General features: G+C 70.5%; 23 protein-coding genes. 12 read left to right on the top strand and 11 right to left on the bottom strand.

Features of this window, described 5'->3' with window-relative positions:
* Positions 1-69 precede the first annotated feature (69 nt).
* Both ASG95_RS13270 and ASG95_RS13265 read left to right on the top strand, forming a co-directional pair.
* Entirely contained in the window at positions 70-1,080 is a 1,011-nt protein-coding gene (locus tag ASG95_RS13270; RefSeq protein WP_057377770.1) for an aldo/keto reductase family protein, read from the top strand.
* Positions 1,081-1,257: 177 nt separating this feature from the next.
* Positions 1,258-3,162, top strand: coding sequence for a S8 family serine peptidase (locus ASG95_RS13265; protein ID WP_057377769.1), 1,905 nt, complete (start codon positions 1,258-1,260; stop codon positions 3,160-3,162).
* Positions 3,163-3,271: 109 nt separating this feature from the next.
* On the opposite strand, the gene ASG95_RS13260 is transcribed toward ASG95_RS13265, so the two are convergent.
* The 3 genes from ASG95_RS13260 to ASG95_RS13250 form a co-directional block, all read right to left on the bottom strand.
* Positions 3,272-3,607, bottom strand: a complete 336-nt coding sequence (locus ASG95_RS13260) for a hypothetical protein (protein WP_057377768.1) — start codon at positions 3,605-3,607, stop codon at positions 3,272-3,274.
* A gap of 119 nt (positions 3,608-3,726) precedes the next feature.
* Positions 3,727-4,701, bottom strand: coding sequence for a TIGR03086 family metal-binding protein (locus tag ASG95_RS13255; RefSeq protein WP_057377767.1), 975 nt, complete (start codon positions 4,699-4,701; stop codon positions 3,727-3,729).
* Positions 4,698-5,003 (bottom strand): helix-turn-helix transcriptional regulator, encoded by a 306-nt coding sequence (locus ASG95_RS13250; RefSeq protein WP_056920631.1) that lies wholly within the window; start codon positions 5,001-5,003, stop codon positions 4,698-4,700. The genes ASG95_RS13255 and ASG95_RS13250 overlap by 4 nt, the downstream gene beginning before the upstream one ends.
* A gap of 299 nt (positions 5,004-5,302) precedes the next feature.
* On the opposite strand from ASG95_RS13250, the gene ASG95_RS13245 reads away from it, so the two are divergent.
* The 3 genes from ASG95_RS13245 (at position 5,303) to ASG95_RS22440 (ending at position 8,326) form a co-directional block, all read left to right on the top strand.
* Entirely contained in the window at positions 5,303-6,703 is a 1,401-nt protein-coding gene (locus ASG95_RS13245) for an HNH endonuclease signature motif containing protein (RefSeq protein WP_057377766.1), read from the top strand.
* 138 nt (positions 6,704-6,841) lie between these two features.
* Positions 6,842-8,164 carry a nuclease-related domain-containing protein gene (locus tag ASG95_RS13240; protein WP_057377765.1) on the top strand — a complete coding sequence of 441 codons (1,323 nt, stop codon included), beginning with the start codon at positions 6,842-6,844 and terminating at the stop codon, positions 8,162-8,164.
* A gap of 90 nt (positions 8,165-8,254) precedes the next feature.
* Positions 8,255-8,326: an excalibur calcium-binding domain-containing protein gene (locus ASG95_RS22440; protein ID WP_082593203.1), complete on the top strand. Its 72-nt coding sequence runs from the start codon at positions 8,255-8,257 to the stop codon at positions 8,324-8,326.
* A gap of 154 nt (positions 8,327-8,480) precedes the next feature.
* On the opposite strand, the gene sigJ is transcribed toward ASG95_RS22440, so the two are convergent.
* The 3 genes from sigJ to ASG95_RS13225 all read right to left on the bottom strand — a co-directional run bounded on the left by sigJ (position 8,481) and on the right by ASG95_RS13225 (position 10,806).
* Complete coding sequence (sigJ, locus tag ASG95_RS13235; protein ID WP_235543860.1) at positions 8,481-9,422, bottom strand: RNA polymerase sigma factor SigJ; 942 nt, start codon at positions 9,420-9,422, stop codon at positions 8,481-8,483.
* Positions 9,419-10,372 carry an NAD(P)-dependent oxidoreductase gene (locus ASG95_RS13230; RefSeq protein ID WP_057377764.1) on the bottom strand — a complete coding sequence of 318 codons (954 nt, stop codon included), beginning with the start codon at positions 10,370-10,372 and terminating at the stop codon, positions 9,419-9,421. The genes sigJ and ASG95_RS13230 overlap by 4 nt, the downstream gene beginning before the upstream one ends.
* A gap of 86 nt (positions 10,373-10,458) precedes the next feature.
* A complete protein-coding gene (locus tag ASG95_RS13225; protein WP_057377763.1) occupies positions 10,459-10,806 on the bottom strand; it encodes a MerR family transcriptional regulator in 348 nt (115 codons plus the stop codon).
* Between the two features lie 126 nt (positions 10,807-10,932).
* Between ASG95_RS13225 and ASG95_RS13220 the strand changes: the two genes are divergently transcribed.
* Positions 10,933-11,355, top strand: a complete 423-nt coding sequence (locus ASG95_RS13220; RefSeq protein ID WP_057377762.1) for an Hsp20/alpha crystallin family protein — start codon at positions 10,933-10,935, stop codon at positions 11,353-11,355.
* A gap of 201 nt (positions 11,356-11,556) precedes the next feature.
* Here the strand turns inward: ASG95_RS13220 and ASG95_RS13215 are convergent, their stop codons facing one another.
* Positions 11,557-12,909 (bottom strand): MFS transporter, encoded by a 1,353-nt coding sequence (locus tag ASG95_RS13215; RefSeq protein ID WP_057377761.1) that lies wholly within the window; start codon positions 12,907-12,909, stop codon positions 11,557-11,559.
* 198 nt (positions 12,910-13,107) lie between these two features.
* Between ASG95_RS13215 and ASG95_RS13210 the strand changes: the two genes are divergently transcribed.
* The 4 genes from ASG95_RS13210 (at position 13,108) to ASG95_RS13195 (ending at position 15,593) form a co-directional block, all read left to right on the top strand.
* On the top strand, positions 13,108-13,983 hold the full coding sequence (locus ASG95_RS13210) for a LysR substrate-binding domain-containing protein (RefSeq protein ID WP_057377760.1): 876 nt from the start codon (positions 13,108-13,110) through the stop codon (positions 13,981-13,983).
* Positions 13,984-14,159: 176 nt separating this feature from the next.
* A complete protein-coding gene (locus tag ASG95_RS13205; protein ID WP_056920638.1) occupies positions 14,160-14,678 on the top strand; it encodes a hypothetical protein in 519 nt (172 codons plus the stop codon).
* A gap of 135 nt (positions 14,679-14,813) precedes the next feature.
* Positions 14,814-15,239 (top strand): SRPBCC domain-containing protein, encoded by a 426-nt coding sequence (locus ASG95_RS13200; protein ID WP_057377759.1) that lies wholly within the window; start codon positions 14,814-14,816, stop codon positions 15,237-15,239.
* A 75-nt stretch (positions 15,240-15,314) separates the two neighbouring features.
* On the top strand, positions 15,315-15,593 hold the full coding sequence (locus tag ASG95_RS13195) for a hypothetical protein (RefSeq protein WP_057377758.1): 279 nt from the start codon (positions 15,315-15,317) through the stop codon (positions 15,591-15,593).
* A gap of 42 nt (positions 15,594-15,635) precedes the next feature.
* On the opposite strand, the gene ASG95_RS13190 is transcribed toward ASG95_RS13195, so the two are convergent.
* Positions 15,636-16,634: a hypothetical protein gene (locus tag ASG95_RS13190; RefSeq protein ID WP_057377757.1), complete on the bottom strand. Its 999-nt coding sequence runs from the start codon at positions 16,632-16,634 to the stop codon at positions 15,636-15,638.
* A 169-nt stretch (positions 16,635-16,803) separates the two neighbouring features.
* Positions 16,804-17,136 (bottom strand): TfoX/Sxy family protein, encoded by a 333-nt coding sequence (locus ASG95_RS13185; RefSeq protein WP_057377756.1) that lies wholly within the window; start codon positions 17,134-17,136, stop codon positions 16,804-16,806.
* 121 nt (positions 17,137-17,257) lie between these two features.
* Between ASG95_RS13185 and ASG95_RS22080 the strand changes: the two genes are divergently transcribed.
* Complete coding sequence (locus ASG95_RS22080) at positions 17,258-17,866, top strand: DUF6318 family protein (RefSeq protein ID WP_157582046.1); 609 nt, start codon at positions 17,258-17,260, stop codon at positions 17,864-17,866.
* A gap of 314 nt (positions 17,867-18,180) precedes the next feature.
* Positions 18,181-18,738, top strand: a complete 558-nt coding sequence (locus tag ASG95_RS13175; RefSeq protein ID WP_157582043.1) for a hypothetical protein — start codon at positions 18,181-18,183, stop codon at positions 18,736-18,738.
* Positions 18,739-18,777: 39 nt separating this feature from the next.
* Here ASG95_RS13175 and ASG95_RS13170 read toward each other — a convergent pair whose 3' ends face one another.
* Both ASG95_RS13170 and ASG95_RS13165 read right to left on the bottom strand, forming a co-directional pair.
* Positions 18,778-19,002: a hypothetical protein gene (locus ASG95_RS13170; protein WP_057377753.1), complete on the bottom strand. Its 225-nt coding sequence runs from the start codon at positions 19,000-19,002 to the stop codon at positions 18,778-18,780.
* Between the two features lie 151 nt (positions 19,003-19,153).
* Positions 19,154-19,453 (bottom strand): hypothetical protein, encoded by a 300-nt coding sequence (locus tag ASG95_RS13165; protein ID WP_057377752.1) that lies wholly within the window; start codon positions 19,451-19,453, stop codon positions 19,154-19,156.
* Positions 19,454-19,465 lie beyond the last annotated feature (12 nt).

The following is a 19,465-nucleotide window of genomic DNA, read 5'->3' as shown; positions in this document are numbered from 1 at the left end:
CGGGCGCAGTCTGGCGACCGAGCTCCACCCCGCGCGGCACGTGTCAGCGGCGCGGCATACGGTTGAAGCATGGACTATCGATACCTGGGCAACAGCGGACTCAAGATCTCGGAGATCACCTACGGCAACTGGCTGACGCACGGCTCGCAGGTGGAGAACGACGTCGCCGCGCAGTGCGTTGCCGCTGCGCTCGATGCGGGCATCAGCACGTTCGACACCGCCGACGTCTACGCCAACACCAAGGCGGAGACCGTGCTCGGCGAGGCCCTCAAGGGCGAGCGGCGCGAGAGCCTGGAGATCTTCACCAAGGTCTACTGGCCGACCGGGCCGGGTGGGAAGAACGACACCGGCCTGTCGCGCAAGCACATCATGGAGTCGATCAACGGCTCGCTGCAGCGCCTCCAGACCGACTACGTCGACCTCTACCAGGCGCACCGCTACGACACCGAGACGCCGCTCGAGGAGACGATGACGGCGTTCGCCGACGTCGTCCGCCAGGGCAAGGCGCTCTACATCGGCGTCAGCGAGTGGACCGCCGAGCAGATCCGTGACGGCGTCGCGCTGGCCAAGGAGCTCAACATCCAGCTCATCTCGAGCCAGCCGCAGTACTCCATGCTGTGGCGCGTCATCGAGGACGACGTCGTGCCGACGTCTCGCGAGCTCGGCGTCAGCCAGATCGTGTGGAGCCCGATCGCGCAGGGCGTGCTGACCGGCAAGTACCAGCCCGGCCAGAAGCCGCCGGAGGGTTCGCGCGCCGCTGACGAGAAGGGCGGCGCCGACATGATCAGCCGCTTCATGAACGACGACGTGCTCACCCGCGTGCAGGGCCTCAAGCCGGTCGCCGACGAGGTCGGCCTGACCATGGCGCAGCTCGCCGTCGCCTGGGTCCTCCAGAACGACAACGTCGCCGCCGCACTCGTCGGCGCCTCGCGTCCCGAGCAGGTGCACGAGAACGTCAAGGCCGCCGGCGTGAAGCTCGAGCCCGCGCTGATGGCCAGGATCGACGACGTCCTCGGCGACATCGTCGAGCGCGACCCCGGCAAGACCAAGGAGACGTCGCCGCAGGAGCGCGTCGCCTGACCCAGCACCACAGCCGAGGGGTATGCCGCGTGGTCACCACGCGGCATACCCCCTCTGTTTGCGTGGCTGGCCGCCGGTCGTGCCCGCTGAGGGTCGCCGCCGGTTTCGCGGCGGCCGCGTAACCCGGAGCACCCGCGTCGCGTTGAGGCAGGGCACCTACTGCTCCGTGGAGGAACCATGCTTCGCACGTCCCACCGCGCGACCACAGCCGCGCTCACCGGCGCGACAGCCCTCGCCCTCATCATCACCGGCGGGTATGCCGCCGGCGCGGCCTCCGCGACGACCGTCACCCTCAGTCCGGGAGACGCTGCCGCGGCAGCGCTCGCCGGGGACACGCCGGGCCTGGCCCGGCTGCTCGACAACGGCACGCCGACTGGACGCGCGATCGCGACCTTCGACGGCACCCCCACGGCGACGCAGGTGACCGCCCTCAAGGCCCTCGGCCTCACGGTCCAGCCCATGAAGCGGCTCCCGCTCGCGCTGGTCAGTGGCACGGTGGCGCAGTTCCGCTCGGCGGTCACCACGGGCGTGGCGAACGACGTGTACCCCGACGAGAGCATCGACCTGCTCGACACGACCTCCTCCGACGCGATGGGCGGCGCCGCGCTTCGGGCCAAGGGGCTCACCGGCAAGGGCGTCACGGTCGGTGTCGTCGACTCCGGTTGCGACGCAACCCATCCCGACCTCGCCCAGCGGGTGAAGCACAACGTCTCCCTCGTCAGTGGTGAGTACGCCAACCTCCCGGCCGACTCGTCGACGACGCTCGTCGTGCCGGCGGACCAGGGGCCGTACTCGAACACCGACCTCGGCTCGGGACACGGCACCCACGTCGCCGGGATCATAGCCGCCGACTCCAGCTCGGTCACCGACGGCTCGCGCTACGGCGTCGCCCCGGATGCGGACCTGGCCTGCTTCGCGATCGGTGCGGTGCTGTTCACGACCGCTGTCGTCACCGCCTACGACTACATGCTCGACCAGCCCGACCTGCTCGGCATCGACGTCGTCAACAACAGCTGGGGCAACTCCTACCGGCAGTACGACCCGCGCGACCCGGTGGCCGTGGCGACCAAGGCCGTGGTGGACCAGGGCGTCACCGTCGTCTTCGCGGCCGGCAACTCCGGCTCCGAAGACGCCGAGCTCAGCCTCAACCCGTTCAGCCAGTCTCCGTGGGTCATCTCGGTGGCGGCCGGTTCGGTGGACCGGCACCGCGGCGACTTCTCCTCGAACGGGCTCACCCACGACAACTCCCAGCCGACCGGCATCACGGCCGGTGGCCACACCGTCTACACGGGCGACCGGATCGGGCTCGTGCACCCGGACGTGACGGCGCCGGGCGTCGACATCTCCTCGACGTGCGACACCACCGGCACCGTGGTCGGTCCGTGCCCGCCCGGTGAGAACACCACCGCCTCCGGCACGTCGATGGCCTCCCCGCACATCGCCGGGGCAGCGGCCGTGCTCAAGCAGGCCAACCCGGCGCTCACGCCCGACCAGGTCCGGCTCGCGCTCCAGGCGACCGCCAGCCCGGTCTCGAACGACGACGACACCGGCACGTTGCCGTTCTGGCAGATCGGCTACGGCTACGCGAACCTCGACAAGGCCGTCGCCCTGGTCAGCAGTCGCAGCTGGGCCAAGGACCTGGCCAGGGCAAGCACCCAGGCCGACGCGCGGGTCCTGTCGGCTGACGGCTGGAAGGTCGCCCGCGGTGACTTCTGGACCTACGACAGCCCGCGCGCGACGGTCGGCGGCACGGACAGCCACACCTACACCGCACCGGTGGGCGCGGGCGTCACGTCGCTGAAGGTCTCGCTGTCCCACCCGTCGCTGGCTGCCGTCGGCATCAACGGCACCAGCTACACGGTCACGGTCAAGGACCCGTCGGGTGCCGTCATCGGCACCTCGACCGAGTCCTTCACCGCAGGTGCCGGCACGGCGACCGTCCAGGTGCCGGTGACCTCGGCGGGCACCTACACCTTCGACGTCGTGGGCAACTACGCCGTCTCCGACCCCGACACGCTCGACTCCGACAGTGTCGGCGGGCGGATGGTGACCCTGCACGTGGCCCAGCTGCAGAAGGGCTGAGCCACCCGGGACTGACGGAGCGGTATGCCGCGTGGCGACCACGCGGCATACCGCTCCGTTTTGCGCGGGCGCGGTGTGGCGGGCGCGGACCGGCGTCGCGCCCGCTCGGTCACATACCGGGGACGGGCTGGGCGGCGTGGATCTCGATCGTGCACCCGCCGGGCATGTTCAGGTGCGGGTGACCCTCGGCCAGCGCGAGCGCTGCCTGCTGGTCTGCGGCCTCGATGATGCTGTAGCCCACGACGTCACTCGTCGCCGGCGAGCTGCCCTCGGGGGTGACGCGCACGCCGTCGGCCAGGGGCGTGCCGAAGTCGACCATGCCCTCACCGACGCGCCCGGCCCACTCCATCCACTGACCCATGACGGCTTCCATCTCGGCGGGGTCGGTGGGGGTGTTCTCGGCGGGCGTGGTGGGCGCGTGATAGATGAAGAGGAACTTGCTCATGACGGGATCTCCTTGGTGGGTGGGGCGCTGTCGTGGGTGGGGCGCTGTCCTGTTTGGGACTGGCGATGAGGTCAGACCGTGACGCGTGGTGCGCTCAGGCGGAGGGGGGCGCGGCTCGCTCAGGCGGGGATGGGGGCGCGGCCGGCATAGGCGGCGAAGCGCTCGACCGCGTCACTGTCGGCGCCGGCGGTGACCTCGTCGGCGAAGGAGCGGCCCCGGCCCTGGGCGATGACGTCGCGGGTCAGGTGGTGGATGTAGGTGACGACCTCGTCGGAGACGTTGAGCTTCTGGCCCGAGGCCTGGGCGAGGTCCCAGCCGTGCAGCAGCAGCTCCAGCGGCAGGATGCTGGCGAGGAACGCGGCCGGGGCGTCGCCACGGGGGGTGGCGAGGGTGCCGTCGAGGTCGACTGCCCGCCACGCGGTGATCGCCTGGCCGGTGAGGGTGGAGATCTTGTCCTCCAGCGAACCCTGCTCGGGGACGGTCAGCGAGGCGCCGGCCATCCCGCCGAGCCGGACCAGCGAATCCAGCAGGTGCACGGCGAGCTGGTGGGCGGTGAAGTCGGCGCAGGGGGTGGGCTTGGGCTGGTCCTCGGGGGTGAGGGCCCGCAGCACCGGCTGGATGGCGGCCAGGGCTGCCTCGGCGGCCACCAGCGGGGTGAGGCTTTCGGGTGCCCACGCCCACTCGTCCTGACCGGCGTCGCCGGTGGTGGCAAGGCGCTCGAGCCGCTCGAAGAAGTGGTCCCAGCCTTCGGCGTGCATCGCGGCCTGCTCCTCGGTGAGCCCTTCGTGCACGAGCGTGACCTGGGAGCCCTCGGCGACCGGCTCGATGGTGATCGTCACGGTGGAGGCGTCCTTGGGGAGCTCCGGGTTCTCGTCCCAGCCCCAGCCGAACACCACGCGACGGCCGGGCTCGACCTCGCGGTAGGTGCCTTCCGCGACGTGGCCCGGGGTGACGGTCCAGCGGTAGGACCCGCCGGCCCGGAGGTCGACGGTCGCCGTCACGGTCTGCCAGCGACGCAGCCGCTCCGGCTCGGTGACGAGGGCGAACGCCTCGTCGGGGGAGACGGGCAGGACAACGGACTTGGTGAAGCTCATGGTGTTCCCTTCAGGCGATGCGCGTCGGCGACGAGCTGGTCGAGTTCGGAGGTCCAGAACCGGTCGATCTCGGCCTGCAGCTGCTGCAGCCCGGTCGGCACGACCCGGTAGATCCGCGTGCGCCCGACCTTCTCCGCCTCCACGAGGCCGGCATCGGCGAGCACCAGGAGGTGCTGGCTGATCGCGGACCTGGTCACCGTGAACTCGCCGGCCAGGTCCGTGACGCCCCGTGGCCCTCGGGCCAGGAGCTGCAGGATCCGGCGGCGGCTCGGCTCGGCGGCGGCGGAGAGTGGGTCAGTCACAACGCCAAATACGTTAGTCGTCACTAACGCATCTGTCCAGACCGGAGGTCTGAAGTCGGTCGGTGGAGGTCGCCTTGGAGGTGGCGTTGGAGGTCGGTTTGGAGGCCGCCTTGGAGGTCGCCTGACTGGTGTCCTGTGGACAACTGATGCCGATACGGCGCCGTATCGGCGCGATATCGCATCACTGGTTCACAGACGTCACACGCGGTCGCATCCGTCGTGAATCTGACTGTGGTGTAACGGAATTCGCTTCCCCTGCCTCGCGTTCGGCTGTCAGTGGTCCGGTCTACGGTTGTTCCATGGCACTCGCACCCGACAGCGCGTCAGCCGGCGGACTCGGTCCCGACCGGCCGGTGCTGACTGCCGCCCACGACGCGAGCGACGCCTTGGCGGGTGCTCAGCCGGAGCGGCTGTGGGCGCTGTCCGACGCCGAGCTCGAGGAGGCGCTGACCACCATGGGTCAGCTGCACGGGAGCGTCGAGGCCCAGCTGGCGGCGATGGTGACTGAGGCCAGGTCTCGGGGGCTGGGGGTCCGCGAAGGTTGGGGTCCTCAGGACTGGGCTCGGATGAAGGCGCCGGGCCTGGGCACGCGGTTGTTGGCCGACCTCGACACGGTCGCCACGGCGGCCGACGAGCCTCGCCTGGAGCAGGTCCGGGAGGCCGTGGCGGCGGGGACAGATCCGGGCGCCACCGATGCTCTTCCCGTGGCCAAGGCGGCGATGCTCGTGCGGTTCCACCGCGGGGCGCGTGGGCTGGCCGATCCGCAGCACCTGGAAGACGCCACCGCCGAGCTGCTCTGGGGAGCGCGAGGCCATGACGGGATGCCGGAGAAGACGCTCGCGATCGCGATCCGCCGCACGGCCGACCTGCTTCGACCTGACCAGCTGGTGGAGCACGAGGCCGAGGTTCGACGCGCGCACCGCTCGTTGGACAAGTCGAAGGGCGCGCTCGGCATGTGGCGCTACACCCTGCTGCTCGATGACGAGGGCGCCGCGATCGTCGACGCCGCCGTCGATGCGCTGGCCAAGCCCCAGAAGGATCCGGAGACCGGCGACTACGACCCACGCACTCCGGGTGCGCGACGGGCGGACGCCATGCTCGATCTGGTGCGGCGAGCGGTGGGCGCCCCGGAGGGCGTGCCGCGTCAGGCCAAGACCAGCCTCCTGGTCACGATCAAGCTCGACGAGCTCCAGCAGCTGTCTCGTGGTGCCGGACTCACGATCGGCGGCGAGCCGCTGCCCATCGAGACGGTGCGGCGCCTGGCGTGTGACGCCCAGGTCATCCCGGCCGTGCTCGGCGCCCACGGCGAGATCCTCGAGCAAGGTCGGGCCGAGCGGCTGTTCAACCGTGCGCAGATCCGCCATCTCTGGCTGCGGGATCGACACTGCACCTTCCCGGGGTGCACCAGACCCGCGAGCTGGTGCGACGCCCACCACCTCCTGCACTGGGCCGACGGCGGTCCCACCGACACCAACCATGGCGCGCTGCTGTGCCAGCGGCACCACACCGTCGTGCACACCAACCGCTACGCCGGCGAAGTCGTCGAGGGATCGAGCGGCCCGTTCGTGAGGTGGGACCTGACGCCGGGGTCCTACGACGTCCAGCTCGCGCAGTGGCGCAGCGCCCAGCCTCCTGGGGATCACGGAGCGGATAGCGCCGACCCCCGCACGCGCGAAGGCGAACCGCCGCCGCAACGATGACCCCGCTCCACACCCCGCCCGGACCGGCGGGGCGCGAAGCATGTCTCGGCCATGGTGTGCTGCGTGGACGATGGCCCGAATGGGTGAATGTGCACCAAAGCGACCGCGCCTGGGTGCCTGCCGCGACACCATCTGTCCGTGGGAAATGCAGGGGGAAGCGCTGACGAGCACGCCAAGCGACTGATCGACGAGGCCGGCGCATGGGCCGCGGGTGCCGAGGGCGAACGTCGGGTCGCAGCAGCGCTCGAGGATCTGCCGGGCAGGTGGGTCGTCGTCCATGACCGGCTCCTGCGCCCGGGACGGTCAGAGGCGAACCTCGACCACATTGCCATCGGCCCTGGGGGCGTCTACCTGATCGATGCGAAGAACCGCGCCGGCACGGTGACCGAGCACGAGGGCGGACTGTTCCAGCACCGAACGCGTGACGGAGTCCGGGAGACGGCCAGCCTCGCGGCCGAGCTGAAGAAGGTGCACGGTATGGCCGCGTACATGGCCGCCGAGAGTGATGCCGCCGTGGTCCCCGTGCTGTGTCTCGCCGGCACACGCGCTGACGACTTCGGTGACCCGCGTCTGGTCCGTGGGGTCTGGGTCGTCCCAGTCGCAGCCTTGTCCGGATGGCTGCGCGCTCGTGATCTGGTGATCCCGTCGGACCGGCTGGCAGCACTGGCGACGAGAGTGATCACGGAGTTTCCCTCCACGACCACCGACCTCGCGCTCCTTTCCGCGATGGGTGGCGCAAAGAGCCGAGGTCGGGCCGTCCGATCACGAGCTCCTCGCGCTGCTCGCCCTCCTCGGTCACGTCCGCGTCGCAGCAGGCGAGCCGTTTCGGTGCTTGGCCGGTTGGCGCTGCTCTGTGTGGCTGTGTCGTTGTGTCTCACGCGCCTGCCACGCCTGCCGGTCATCTTCGGCGGGATATATGACGCTCGACCCGGAAGTGGGGCCACCTCGTCGGCGGCGCCTTTCGCAACCGGCGCACCCACTCGAGACCTCACGAGCGCGGCGAAGAAGGGCACCGCCACCAAGCGCCCGGCCGCGACTGTGTCAGCCACACCGCTGGGACCGCCGGACTGCTCCGATGCCACGGCTGCTGAGATCAAGTCGATCATCCACCGCACGGTCAAGCCGATCGCCACGAGGCAGGGCTGCGCGTGGGGAACGCGCCTCGACGACGCGGGTACGGAGCTCGTGAGCATCGTCATGACAGACGACCACGCTGCCTACGACGTGGAACTCACCACCTCGGTCAAACAGAAGCGGGTGGTCTTCGGCGGGGCGTATGACTCGACCTACCGACCCGCCACCAAGGCATCGGTGGCGTCAGGGCAGTGGATCAGCCGAGGCCCCAAACCGGTGCGCGCGAGGGCCGACACGGTCGTTGTTGTCGCCACGACCAAGCTCGGGATCTCCGACGACAAGGCCCGCGCCATGGCGGTGGCCATTGCTGCCGCGGCCAGCTCCTGAGCCCCGCGCTGGGTGGGTTGGGTTCCCGGTGGACGGTTGCTGCGGGTCGGCTTCCTCACCATGGTGCGGTAGGGCGGGCGGCCCCCTGCGATGGTTTGGGCGCGGCAGGCGCACGGTCCTGCGCTCGACCGCGATGGCGACGGGGTGGGCTGTGAGTCCTGACGTCAATGCTGACGCGGCCCCTAGCCAACGCGATGCGCCGCTGACGCGGTCCCGATCCAACGCGGGTCCACGCTTTGCCAGGTGTGACGCACCAGTGACCGCCGTGGCGGGGTATGCCGCGTGGTGACTACGCGGCATACCCCGCGCCGCTGGCTCAGCGAGCGGACTGGATGATCGCCACCACGTCGCCGACCTCGCCGAGGTGGGCGAGCTTGTCGGGGTTGACGATCGAGCGGATCCCGGTGATCTCGCCGTCGGTGATGTCGAGCGACCACACCCCGAGCACGCGGTCCTGGTCGTCGACGTAGATCGCGCCGGGCCCGCCGTTGATCTCGACCGGCCGCATCGACACCTGCGGGAACCGCGCCAGCGCCCGCAGCCAGTTGCCCAGGGTGTGCGCGACTCGGGTGCGGCCGCGCAGCGACCGGGCCAGGGCAGGCACCTTGCCGCCTCCGTCGCCGGTCAGCTCCACGTCATGGGCGAGCAGCGACTCGAGCGCGGCGAGGTCGCCGTCGTGGGCGGCGGCGAAGAAGCGCGACGCCAGCTCGCGCTGCTGCTCACGCGTGGTGGCGAACCGCGGCCGACGCGTCTTGACGTGCTGACGGGCGCGGCTGGCGAGCTGGCGGACGTTGTCCTCGGTCTTGCCGACGATGTCGGTGATCTCGGAGTACCCGTAGCCGAACACGTCGTGCAGCAACAGCACCGCGCGTTGTTCGGGGGAGAGGCTCTCGAGCAGCACCAGCATCGCCAGCGACAGCGAGTCGGCGGTCTCGGCCTGCCGCGCCGGGTCGTCGGGCGCACCCGAACCGTCGGTGATGATGGGTTCGGGCAGCCACTCGCCGACGTAGCGCTCGCGGCGGGCACGGGCCGACTTCAGCTCGTTGATCGCCAGCCGGGTGGTGATGGTGGCGACGAACGCGCGCGGCGACGCGATCTCCTCGCCGGCGTCGAGCGACTGGTGCACCCGCAGCAGCGCCTCCTGCACGACGTCCTCGGCCTCGGAGACGCTGCCGAGCATCCGGTAGGCGATCGCGAACGACGTCGGGCGCAGCTCGTCGAGCAGCTCCTCGCGATCCGTCAGGGGGCCGTCGGTCACGTCCGCACCCGTTCGGTGGAGGTCAGCTCGGCGAACCCTTGTCGCCAGCTCGGGTGCGAGGGCTCCCAGCCGAGCTCGCGCTTGGCCTTGGCGTTCGAGGCGCCGCGCAGCTCGGTCATCATCGCCACTCCGATCTCCCCGGTCAGCAACCGTCCCACGAATCGCGGCACGTGCATCGGCTCCTTCGCCCCCAACGTACGCGCCAGGACGGGCAGCCACTCGGCGACCTTCGCGGGTTCGTCGTCGACGACGTTGTAGACCCCGCGGTGACCGTGGTCGATCGCCGCGACGGTCGCCTCGGCAGCGTCGGCGATGTGGATGAACGACCACACCGCATCGCCGTTGCCCACGACCGGGAACTTGCGCCGCCGCACGGCGTCGGTCTGCTCCCCGTCGGGTCCGAGCGAGGTGCCGGGCCCGTAGAAACCGCCATAGCGCAGCACGATCCCCTCGGTCCAGGTGGCCGCGAGGACTGCGTCCTCGACGTGCTTGATGGCCGCGACCGTCTGGCGCATCTCCTTGGCCGCCCCGACGCCGAACGTGTCCTCTTCGGTCTTCACCAGTCCGCCGACGCGTTCGTATGCCGCGAAGAAGCTCTGCGCGACGAACCGCCTCACCCCGACGGCCTGACCGGCCGAGAGCAGGTGGTCGGTGCCCTCGCGCCGGAGCCGGTTGGTCATCGCGAACGCCTGGTCGAAGTGGCGCAGGTCCAGTGGGCCGATCGAGGTCAGCTGGTGGACGATCACGTCCGGCTGCGCCCGCCCGACCGCTTCGGCGACCTGGTCGGCGTCGAGGGCGTCGGCCACGACCGGCTCGGCACCCAGGTCGCGGAGCAGCTGCTGCTTGGACGCACTCCGCGTCATCCCCGTGACCTCGTGGCCCGCCCGCACCAGCAACGGCACGAGCTGCTGGCCGATGGCTCCGGTGGCTCCTGCGACGAACACCTTCATGGTTCTCCCTCGTCTTTCGATCTCGACTCGATCCTCGGTGATGTCCTGCACCAACTCAGACAAGACAGCTCGCCCGGCTGTGACAGTCAGGGTTGGTCGTGCTGCCGACGCAGGCGTGCGTTGTCCTCCTGCAGCTGGGTGTTGCGACGCCTGAGACCACGGTTGCGGTGGCTGAGGTCCGCGTTGTCGTCCTGCAGGTCGAGCACCATGGCGACCGCGGCGAGGGTCACCCCGGAGTCGACCAGCTCACTGACCCGGGCGATGCGGGCCAGGTCTGCGTCGCTGTAGCGGCGGGTCCCGCCCTCGGTGCGCTCGGGAGTCACCAGACCCTTCTCCTCGTAGAGACGCAGGGTGGGGACGGGCAGGCCGACGAGCTCGGCCGCGACCGAGATCGCGTACAGCGGACGGCTCGACGGCTGCGGTTGCTCCGTCACGACTGCCTCACTCGAGCGCTTGACAAAACGGCACTTGTCGATTTACAAAATCTATAAGCCATGACTGAGATTCTAGAAGACGCAGTCAGGGAAGGAAATAGGCCCTCATCCTTGGAGGTGATTGTGATGCTGATGCGGACTGACCAGTTCCGCGAGCTGGACCAGCTGGCCCAGCAGGTCTTCGGGACGATGGCTCGTCCCACCGTGATGCCCATGGATGCGTGGCGCGAGGGCGACACCTTCGTCGTCGAGTTCGACCTCCCGGGCATCGACCCCGGTTCGATCGACCTCGACGTCGAGCGCAACGTGCTCACCGTCAAGGCCGAGCGCCAGCGGCTCGGCGACGACGTCGACACCATCGCCAGCGAGCGTCCGCGCGGGGTGTTCAGCCGGCAGCTGTTCCTCGGCGACACCCTCGACGTCGACCGTGTGGAGGCGGCGTACGTCGACGGCGTGCTCCGGCTGACCATCCCGGTGGCCGAGCAGGCCAAGCCACGCAAGATCGAGATCAGCTCAGGCGACCGCCAGCAGCACGCGATCTCGGCCTGACGCTGCGGCCGCGCCAGCTGTCCCCGTCGACCCAGCCGCTCCGGGTGCCGCACCCCCGGGGGCGCTGTCGGCTCAGTGGGCTCCTTCGTGAGCCCCGGGGTCGGCGGGGACTGGCTGCTCCCAGCCGGCCTCGTGACGGTGACGTCGAAGCCAGGGCCCCGGGGAGCAGGGCCGGACTAGGGGCGCGGGAGCAGGGACGGACTAGGGGCGCGGGAGCAGGGACGGGCGGGGGAGGTGGATCGCCACCGAGGTGAGACCGAGCCGCAGCGATGCGGCCCGGGCGAGGTGCCGGCACACCAGGAGCGTGACGACCGCCGGGACCGCCCCGGACGCGAGCAGGGCGGTGCGGGCGCCGTAGGTCTCGGCCAACCACCCCACCACCGGTCCGCCCACCGCGCCGCTGCCGATGAAGACCAGCAGGTAGAGCCCGACGACGCGGCCACGCAGGTGGTCGACGGCTGCGAGCTGGACCAGGGACTGCGCCGACGTGAGGAAGCCGAGGTTGGCCGCGCCGACCGTGACCAGAAGGATCGTGAAGACCTCCTGTCCCGGTGCGGCCGCCGTCACGAGCAGGGCTGCGGCCAGCGTCGAGCCGGCGACCCCGACCGTGCGCAGCCGCGGCTGCTGCCGACGACGCGCCGTGGTCAGCGCGCCCGCGAGGGCGCCCAGCGCGACGACACCGTTGAGCAGACCCAGCCCCGAGGCCCCGGAGTGGAACACGTCCTTGGCGTAGGCGGCGAGCGTCACCGGCAGGCTGATCGTGAAGAAGCCGAAGGCGCCGACCATGACGACGGGCCACAGGACGCTCGGGGTGTGCACGGCATACGACAGCCCGGCCCGGACCCCGGGGGTGCGACCACTCGCGCCCAAGCGCGCGGCAGCCGCACGGCGGGCGGCGCGGACCTCCGCTCGGGTCGGCGTGCCTCGCATGCACAGCATCGCGGCGACGGGTCCCACGAAGGACATCGCGTTGACGACGAAGGCCCAGCCGGCACCGACCGTGCTCATCAGGAGGCCGCCGAGGACCGGCCCGGCCATCGCCCCGATCTGGAAGGTGCAGGAGACGAGGCTGATGGCGTTCGCGAGGTGCGGGCCGTCGACCACCTCGGAGACGAACGACTGGCGCACCGGGTTGTCGAGCGCCGCGACCGTCCCGAGGACGGCGGCCAGCAGGAAGACGTGCCAGACCTCGACCCGGCCGCTGAGGGTCAGCACGGCCAGGGCGGTCGCGGTCAGCATCATCGAGACCTGCGTGCCGAGGAGCAGCTGGCGCTTCGGCAGCCGGTCGGCCAGCAGGCCGGCGTGCAGCCCGAACAGCAGGGTGGGCGCGAACTGGAACGCCGTGACCACACCGACCGCGGTCGGGCTGTCGGTCATCGTCAGGACGAGCCAGTCCTGGGCGATGCGCTGGACCCACCCGCCGGTGCCCGAGAGCAGCAGACCGGACAGCAGCAACCGGAAGTTGCGGTTGGCGAGGGAGGGGAAGGTGCGCGAGAAGTGTTGGGGGAGTAGTGGTGTGGAGATGCGGACAGAGGCAGCGTCGGTGGAGCTCAAGGGTCGTCCCGGGAAGGTAGCGTCGTGGTCGGGTGGAGTCGGTGGCGGGGATCGGGTGCGGTCAGGCTGGCCGCACGAGGTCCAGTCTCGCCCGGTCAACGGCGCGGCGCAGTATTCTCATCCAGAATCAGTCGTATAAGTGTCATGCAGCATCGCAATGACAACTCGCAATGACACGTCGTCGAGAGGACCAGTGCCGTGTACGACCCCGAGCTGCTGCGCACGTTCGTCGCCGTCGCCCAGTCGCTGAGCTTCACCCGAGCCGGCGAGACCCTGGGGCTGCGTCAGCCGACGGTCAGCCAGCACGTGCGTCGCCTCGAGGACGCGGTGGGGCGGCCGCTGTTCGTCCGCGACACCCGGAGCGTCGCCCTGACGTCCGACGGCGAGGCGATGGCGGCGTTCGCCCGCGACATCCTCGCCGCGCAGGAGCGCGCGGTCGGCTACTTCACCGGCTCCCACCTGCAAGGGCGGCTGCGGTTCGGGGTCACCGACGACCTCGCCCTCACGCCGCTGCCGCGCATCCTGCGCGACTTCCGCCAGCTCTACCCGCGGATCGACCTCGAGCTCGCGGTCCTCCAGAACGAGTCCCTGGTGCGGCGGATCGAGTCGGGCCACCTCGACGTCGCGTTCGTGAAGCGCGGCGCCGACGCTGCGCGGACCTCCCGCGGGCAGCTCGTCCGGCGCGACCAGCTGGTCTGGTGCGGCATCAGCTCTACCCGGATCGACCCGGAGCAGCCGGTCCCGCTGGTCGTCTACCAGGCGCCGAGCCTGAGCCGCGCGGTCAGCGTGCAGGCCCTCGAGAAGGTCGATCGACGCAGCCGGATCACCTGCACGGTCCGCGGGGTCAACGGCGTGCTCGCAGCTGTCCGCGCGGGGCTCGGGGTCGCCGTGATGGCCCGGACCCTCATGCCGGCCGACCTCGTGGAGGTGCCGTCGACGGTCGGACTGCCCAAGCTGCCGCACCTCGACCTCGTCCTGCTCACGAACCGCAGCGCCCCCGCCGAACCGGCCAAGGCCCTCACGTCCGCCATCCTCGCGAGCGGCGCGCCCCTCACCACCGTGACGGCCGGCTGAGCCGCTCGAGGCAAGGTATGCCGCGTGGTGCCCACGCGGCATACCCCGGGCGCCTCAGGCATCCGTCGCAGGCACGGTCACCCATGCGTGGGAGCCGGGCGCCGACGACCGCGCCTAGCGTCGGCCGAGGGCTGACACCCAGCCCGCTGGACGACACGAGGCCCGAGGAGACACCTATGAGACCTGCCCGCGTCGCAGCCGCCGCCGTACTGGCACTGGCCGCTGCCATCACCATCCCCGCCAGCTCCGCCTCCGCGGCGGAGCTGCCCGCACCCGAGATCGCCTGGGTCGGCCAGCAGGTCGTCGCCAACGGCAGCGACGCGTACATCCAGGCGAAGTTCCGCTGCTGGGGTGGCGAGACCGGCACCCACCTCTGGGCCTCGATCAAGCAAGGCGGCGCCGACCCCACCGCGGAGGGCTCCGGCATGCTGTCGGACGCCTGGTACGACACCAACTACCAGTACGCGAACGACCCTGCTGGGCAGACGATCCAGTGCGACGGCCGGTGGCACGTCAACCGCTTCACGGTGAAGCTCGTCGACCACCCGTTCGGGGCGCCCTACGTCTCGGGCACGCTCGCCAACGGCGCCGCCTGGGTGCAGTTCTGCGTGTTCGACTCCAGCGCCACCGACGACAACTTCCCGACCGGCTTCGCCTACGACTACGGCTGGAAGACCGTCATCGCCCAGCACTGACCGCGCCCGGAACTTTGCACGGCAACCCCGAGAAATGATGCGTCGAGGGGTTGCCGTGCGGGGCCACACGCGGTCGACTGTCGGGTGTGGGTCACGCCCACCCGGGGCGCGGCCAGCTCGGACGGAGGTCTGCACATGAGCAGTGAGGTCGACACGCTGACGGACGACGACGTCGACGACCTGGAGGCTGGCGTGCACGCCAGCCACGCGGTCTCGGCGCCGCCCACCCAGGTCTGGCAGCACCTGGTCAGTCCCGCCGGCACCGAGGCGCTCCTCGGCGACGGCGCGCGGATCGGCAACAAGGGCGAGCCGTGGCGCGCGTCCGACGGTTCGTACGGCGTGGTGCGCAGCATCCACCCCGTCGAGCAGGTGCGCGTGACTTGGCACCCGCACGACGACGGGCCGCTGAGCATGCTCGACGTCCAGCTCCATCCCGACGGCGACTCGACGCGGGTCGAGGTCTACCACGAGGGCCGTGGCATCGCCGGTGACCCGCGCGGCGACAAGGCGCACTGGGACGAGGCGCTCGGCCGGTTCGTCGGAGGGGTGCCCGGCGCCTGACCCGAGCATCCGCGCGAGAGCGTTCTCCATCGATCGACGGAGGCGCGTCTCGTCCGGCAGGAGCACCATCAGGTCATGGCTGAGGTGGACAGGATCGATTCGGGTGACACCTGGGTGATCTACGAGGGGCCGCCGTTCGTCGACCCGACGATCGGGCGGCACGGCTCCTTCGTCGACATCTGCTTGTCGCTCAACGACGCCGAGCTCGTGCAGCTGTGCGGTTACTGGGAGTGGCGCGCCGACCTGGCGGCCAGGGACATCGACCGCTGGTGGTGCTGGACCGTCGTGCGGTTCGGCCGTCGTCTCCTCGCCAACCAGGGCGGGGCGCAGCAGCGTCGACACCAGCCGCACTGACCAACGAGCTCCGCGACGGACCTGCGAGAGGATCGGCGCGGCTCAGGGCGCGTCCGGCGTGACGTCGTAGGGGCACCCGCCTGACCCCAGCGCGGCCAGGCCCGCGAGGTCGCCCCTCCCGAACTCCGTGGCCGTGCCGTTGCTGGCGACCATCACCTGCGTCGGGTTGTCCACGTGGGTCAGGCCGACCAGGTGCGCCAGCTCGTGCATGACGACGGCGCGCGCCCGGGCGTGCCCGTTGGGACGCTGCAGGATCTCGGCGAGCTGCGGCCCGTCGAGGTCGACCGAGCCGCCGACGTACTTCTCCCGGTCGAGGGTGTTCCCGAAGCGGTGCACCGGTCCGCCCAGTCCGACGATGGAACCCTTGAGGCCCGGCACCACCTCCGGCGTGGTCCAGGCGATGAGCACCGGTGCGCGAGCACTGCCCGGCAGCCCGTTGGTCAGGTCGCGGGCGCTCTTCGCCGGCCTCGGGACCTGGGTCGTGGGGCCGGCGACGTGCAGCCGCAGGCCGCTCGCCGCGTTGACGCGTTCGACCGCCTCGGCCAGCAGGGTGTCGGACCCCTTGGGCGCCGCGGCGCTGTTCACGACGAGCTCGATGGGCAGGCACGGGTCCCACGTCACCGGCGCCCCGCGTGAGGTCGTGTTCATGAAGACGTAGGCGGTGGGGTCGTCGTACGCCCTCGTCGCAGTGCGAGGGGCCAACCCCACGGCCCGGAACACGACCGCGCCGCCCACCAGTGCGACCACGATGGCGGCGACCAGCACGGTGGTGAGGGTGCCCGGGGTGCCGGACCGTCGGGGGGTGGGCCGCGGCGGGACCCAGGCGCCGGGGTAGTGCGCCGGGACCGGTGCTGGCGCCGGCTGGCGGCGCTGGAGCACCTGGGGACGCCCGGCGCGCCGGTCAGCGAGGCAGTGCAGGCAGATGACCTCGTCCCGCACGGGGTCGAACCCGGCGCGCTCGCCCGCACCCATCTGCTCGCCGCACCGGCACACCGAGCCGTCCGGCACCGAGACCACCTTGATCCCGTCGCTGTCCCGCACCCCGCCCACTCCTTGCTCACGCCCCTGGCCGCTCGACCTCAGTGTCGAGGACCCGAGGAGTCTGGACCATCCCTCGTGGTCGGTATGCCGCTTCCGTGCACTTACGTCCGAACGGCCGACAGGTGGTCCGCAAGCCTCGCGCCCCCTCGGGGCGTCCTCCTGGCCCTGCCTACTTGTGCGGCAGGGTCCGGGCGTACTCCACGCTTCGCTCGACCCACTCGCGCAGGTCGTCGTCGCCCTCGAACCCTGCGTCGTCGACGCGCAGCCACCCCTTCATCGCCTTGCCGCGCATCTCGAACGGCCGCACCGCGTCCCGCTCGAGCAGCTGCTCCGCCTCGTCCTCGTCGAGCCGCACCATCAGTCCGCCCTTGCTGCTCGCGGCCACCGACATGTTGCCGTTGACCAGGAAGGCCAGCCCGCCGAACATCTTCTTCTCGGTCACGTCGAGGTCCCCGACCACCAGGTCCCGGATCCGCTGTGCCACCCGCTCGTCGTACGCCATGTCGTCATTGTGGCGGCCGCTGGGCGTCCAAGGGTGTGGACAACGAGAGTTCGGATGCGCGAGTTTGCCTACACTGGCCTGCGTTCGAGTTGACTGAGTGGTCGGGAGGGGGAGTCCACGAGTGAGTTCCAAGCACGGGTATGCCGCGGCGCTCAGCCTGCTCGTCGCGTGCGGGTTGGGTGCGCTGGCAGGTTGCACCGGTGGGGCAGCCGACCCACCCGCGACCGGCAACGGCACGGCGGCCACCGGTGCGACGACCCGTCCGCCAGCCAGCTCCTCCCCACCGACCACGACGACCTCCACCACCACGGCCCCCGGAGCGGTCCAGATCCCCGAAGCGGCCAGAGTCCACACCAAGGCCGGAGCCGAAGCCTTCGTGAAGTTCTACATGGAGACAGCCAACCGGGCATGGGTAGAGCCGAATGCAACCCTGCTTCCGCCATGGAGCGACTCTGGGTGCCTCTCCTGCAAGGAGATTCAGAAGACGGCCGTGGCGCTGGTCCGCGATGGTCAGCACTACGAGAGCAGCCCGGTGACGGTGACCAGAGTGGCCGCGTTCGATGGGGCGCCGAAAGGTCAGCAGTACGTGCGACTGTTCATGACTCAGCACAAGGTCAACGTCGTTGACTCGGCAGGCAAGGTGGTGCTGACGGACCCGAAAGAGTCTTTGGCCCGCACGGCCGGAGTTATCTGGAAGGAGACGTCATGGCGCATGTACGACATCGGGTAATAGGCAGCCTGACCACCTGTGTGGTCGTCATCCTCCTCGGCGCAGTGCCAGCGGTGGCCGGAATGGGCGGCTCGACTCTGCCGGGAGGGACGCGCCTCACCTTCAAGGATCGCATCGAGTTGAAGCAGATTCGGGCGGCCGCAGCCGCCTCCAAGGCGGGGCCGCGCTTCGAGTACGCATCCGTCGCGGACTGCGGAAACAACAGCCCGGATTCTGCCAACACTGACGACCTCTGCAGGGATGCGGCGTTGGCCTGTGCTGGGAACACGCCGGAGCAGGGGCTGGGACCGAGTGTGCGCTTGTTCCGTCGACCGGTGAACGCCGCCGGGGCGCCCACCGGCCCCTGGGTCCAGTACGGCTCAACCTGTTTCCCCGAGGATGCGCCCGGCCCGGTCCGACCGCGGGTGACGATGGCCATGGTGCTTGCCGCCTTCCACGACACGGACTTCGCCAGACCCACCCTCGACGTGCAGCCCCGCGGCAACGTCACCCTGGTCACGCTGCCCACCTACTTCCAGACCAGCTGGCCGCAGGGCGGGTACCAGCCGGGGGAGATCGACCAGGTCGACCCGGCGCGCATGGCGGGGTTCCGGGTCGAGATCCGGCCGAGGGTCAAGAGCATCACCTACGACTACGGCGACGGTTCCACGAGTGGTGCGACCACCTCACTCGGTGGTCCCTACCCGGAGGGCGACATCACCAGGACCTACACCCGCGCCGGCGACTTCACCGTCCGGGCGGATGTCACCTACTCCGGCCAGTTCCGCGTGAACGGCGGCCAGTGGATCGACATCCCGGGAGACGTGACCATCCGCGGGACCCCCGAGGACCTCACCGTCAAGACGGCCCACGCCCGCCTGGTGTCGCACTGAACCACCAGGGGCGCGACCTGGCCGGGTGGCCCGGTCGGGTCAGACGGACAGCGGCCGGAGCTCGCCGTCGAGGGTCCCCATGAGCACGATCGCGCGCAGCCGGTTGAGGAGCTGGTTCGCGTTGTCCTCGACCCGGGCGCTGTGCTGGACGGCTGCGTCGCCAGTGCAGGTGCGGTGCACGCCCTCGTCGAGGGACGTGCCGCACACGCACCTGAAGAGGTGCGCACCGGCCGTGCGGTCTGGGGTGACGAGGTTGCTGTCCACGAGGAGGACGCTATGAGCGGCTTCTGGCGACCAGCCTCGCATTGGCGAGCACCCCCTCCGTTCGTCTGAGGCGAAGCTGACCGAACAGGGTGAGTTCGGGGAGATTCTGGTCGGCTGAACAGACCACCTGCACCCGGCACACACGGGGTGATCAGCGCTTTTGCATCGCCCAGGCCAACCGGATCGCCGTGCGGATCGCGTCGGGATCGCCGTCGAGGTCGGCCTGCACCTTCATGTGCTTCTCCCAGCGGGGCGGCAACCCGAACGTGTCGGGGTGGTCGTCCAGCAGCCGTTCGCGGTCCTCGAACCCCACCCTCACCAGCACCGTCCCCGGCTCGTCCTGCCGGACGACGAGGCGGTCGTCGACGTACCACGCGACCCGCCCGGGGTGGCCCTTGCGCTTGCACCCAGCCAGCGACGTGGCGTACTCGTCGATCTCGTCCAGGGTCACGGTTGGCACGCT

The sequence above is a fragment of the Phycicoccus sp. Soil803 genome (genome assembly GCF_001429685.1).
In the GTDB taxonomy this organism is placed as follows: domain Bacteria; phylum Actinomycetota; class Actinomycetes; order Actinomycetales; family Dermatophilaceae; genus Pedococcus.
This window is presented reverse-complemented; position numbering and strand designations above follow the sequence as displayed.

Bases quoted from the DNA above. Each gene is read 5' to 3' on its own strand.
- ASG95_RS13270 (WP_057377770.1), top strand. From the start codon at position 70: ATGGACTATCGATACCTGGGCAACAGCGGACTCAAGATCTCGGAGATC.
- ASG95_RS13265 (WP_057377769.1), top strand. From the start codon at position 1,258: ATGCTTCGCACGTCCCACCGCGCGACCACAGCCGCGCTCACCGGCGCG.
- ASG95_RS13260 (WP_057377768.1), bottom strand. From the start codon at position 3,607: ATGAGCAAGTTCCTCTTCATCTATCACGCGCCCACCACGCCCGCCGAG.
- ASG95_RS13255 (WP_057377767.1), bottom strand. From the start codon at position 4,701: ATGAGCTTCACCAAGTCCGTTGTCCTGCCCGTCTCCCCCGACGAGGCG.
- ASG95_RS13245 (WP_057377766.1), top strand. From the start codon at position 5,303: ATGGCACTCGCACCCGACAGCGCGTCAGCCGGCGGACTCGGTCCCGAC.
- ASG95_RS13230 (WP_057377764.1), bottom strand. From the start codon at position 10,372: ATGAAGGTGTTCGTCGCAGGAGCCACCGGAGCCATCGGCCAGCAGCTC.
- ASG95_RS13220 (WP_057377762.1), top strand. From the start codon at position 10,933: ATGCTGATGCGGACTGACCAGTTCCGCGAGCTGGACCAGCTGGCCCAG.
- ASG95_RS13205 (WP_056920638.1), top strand. From the start codon at position 14,160: ATGAGACCTGCCCGCGTCGCAGCCGCCGCCGTACTGGCACTGGCCGCT.
- ASG95_RS13200 (WP_057377759.1), top strand. From the start codon at position 14,814: ATGAGCAGTGAGGTCGACACGCTGACGGACGACGACGTCGACGACCTG.
- ASG95_RS13195 (WP_057377758.1), top strand. From the start codon at position 15,315: ATGGCTGAGGTGGACAGGATCGATTCGGGTGACACCTGGGTGATCTAC.
- ASG95_RS13185 (WP_057377756.1), bottom strand. From the start codon at position 17,136: ATGGCGTACGACGAGCGGGTGGCACAGCGGATCCGGGACCTGGTGGTC.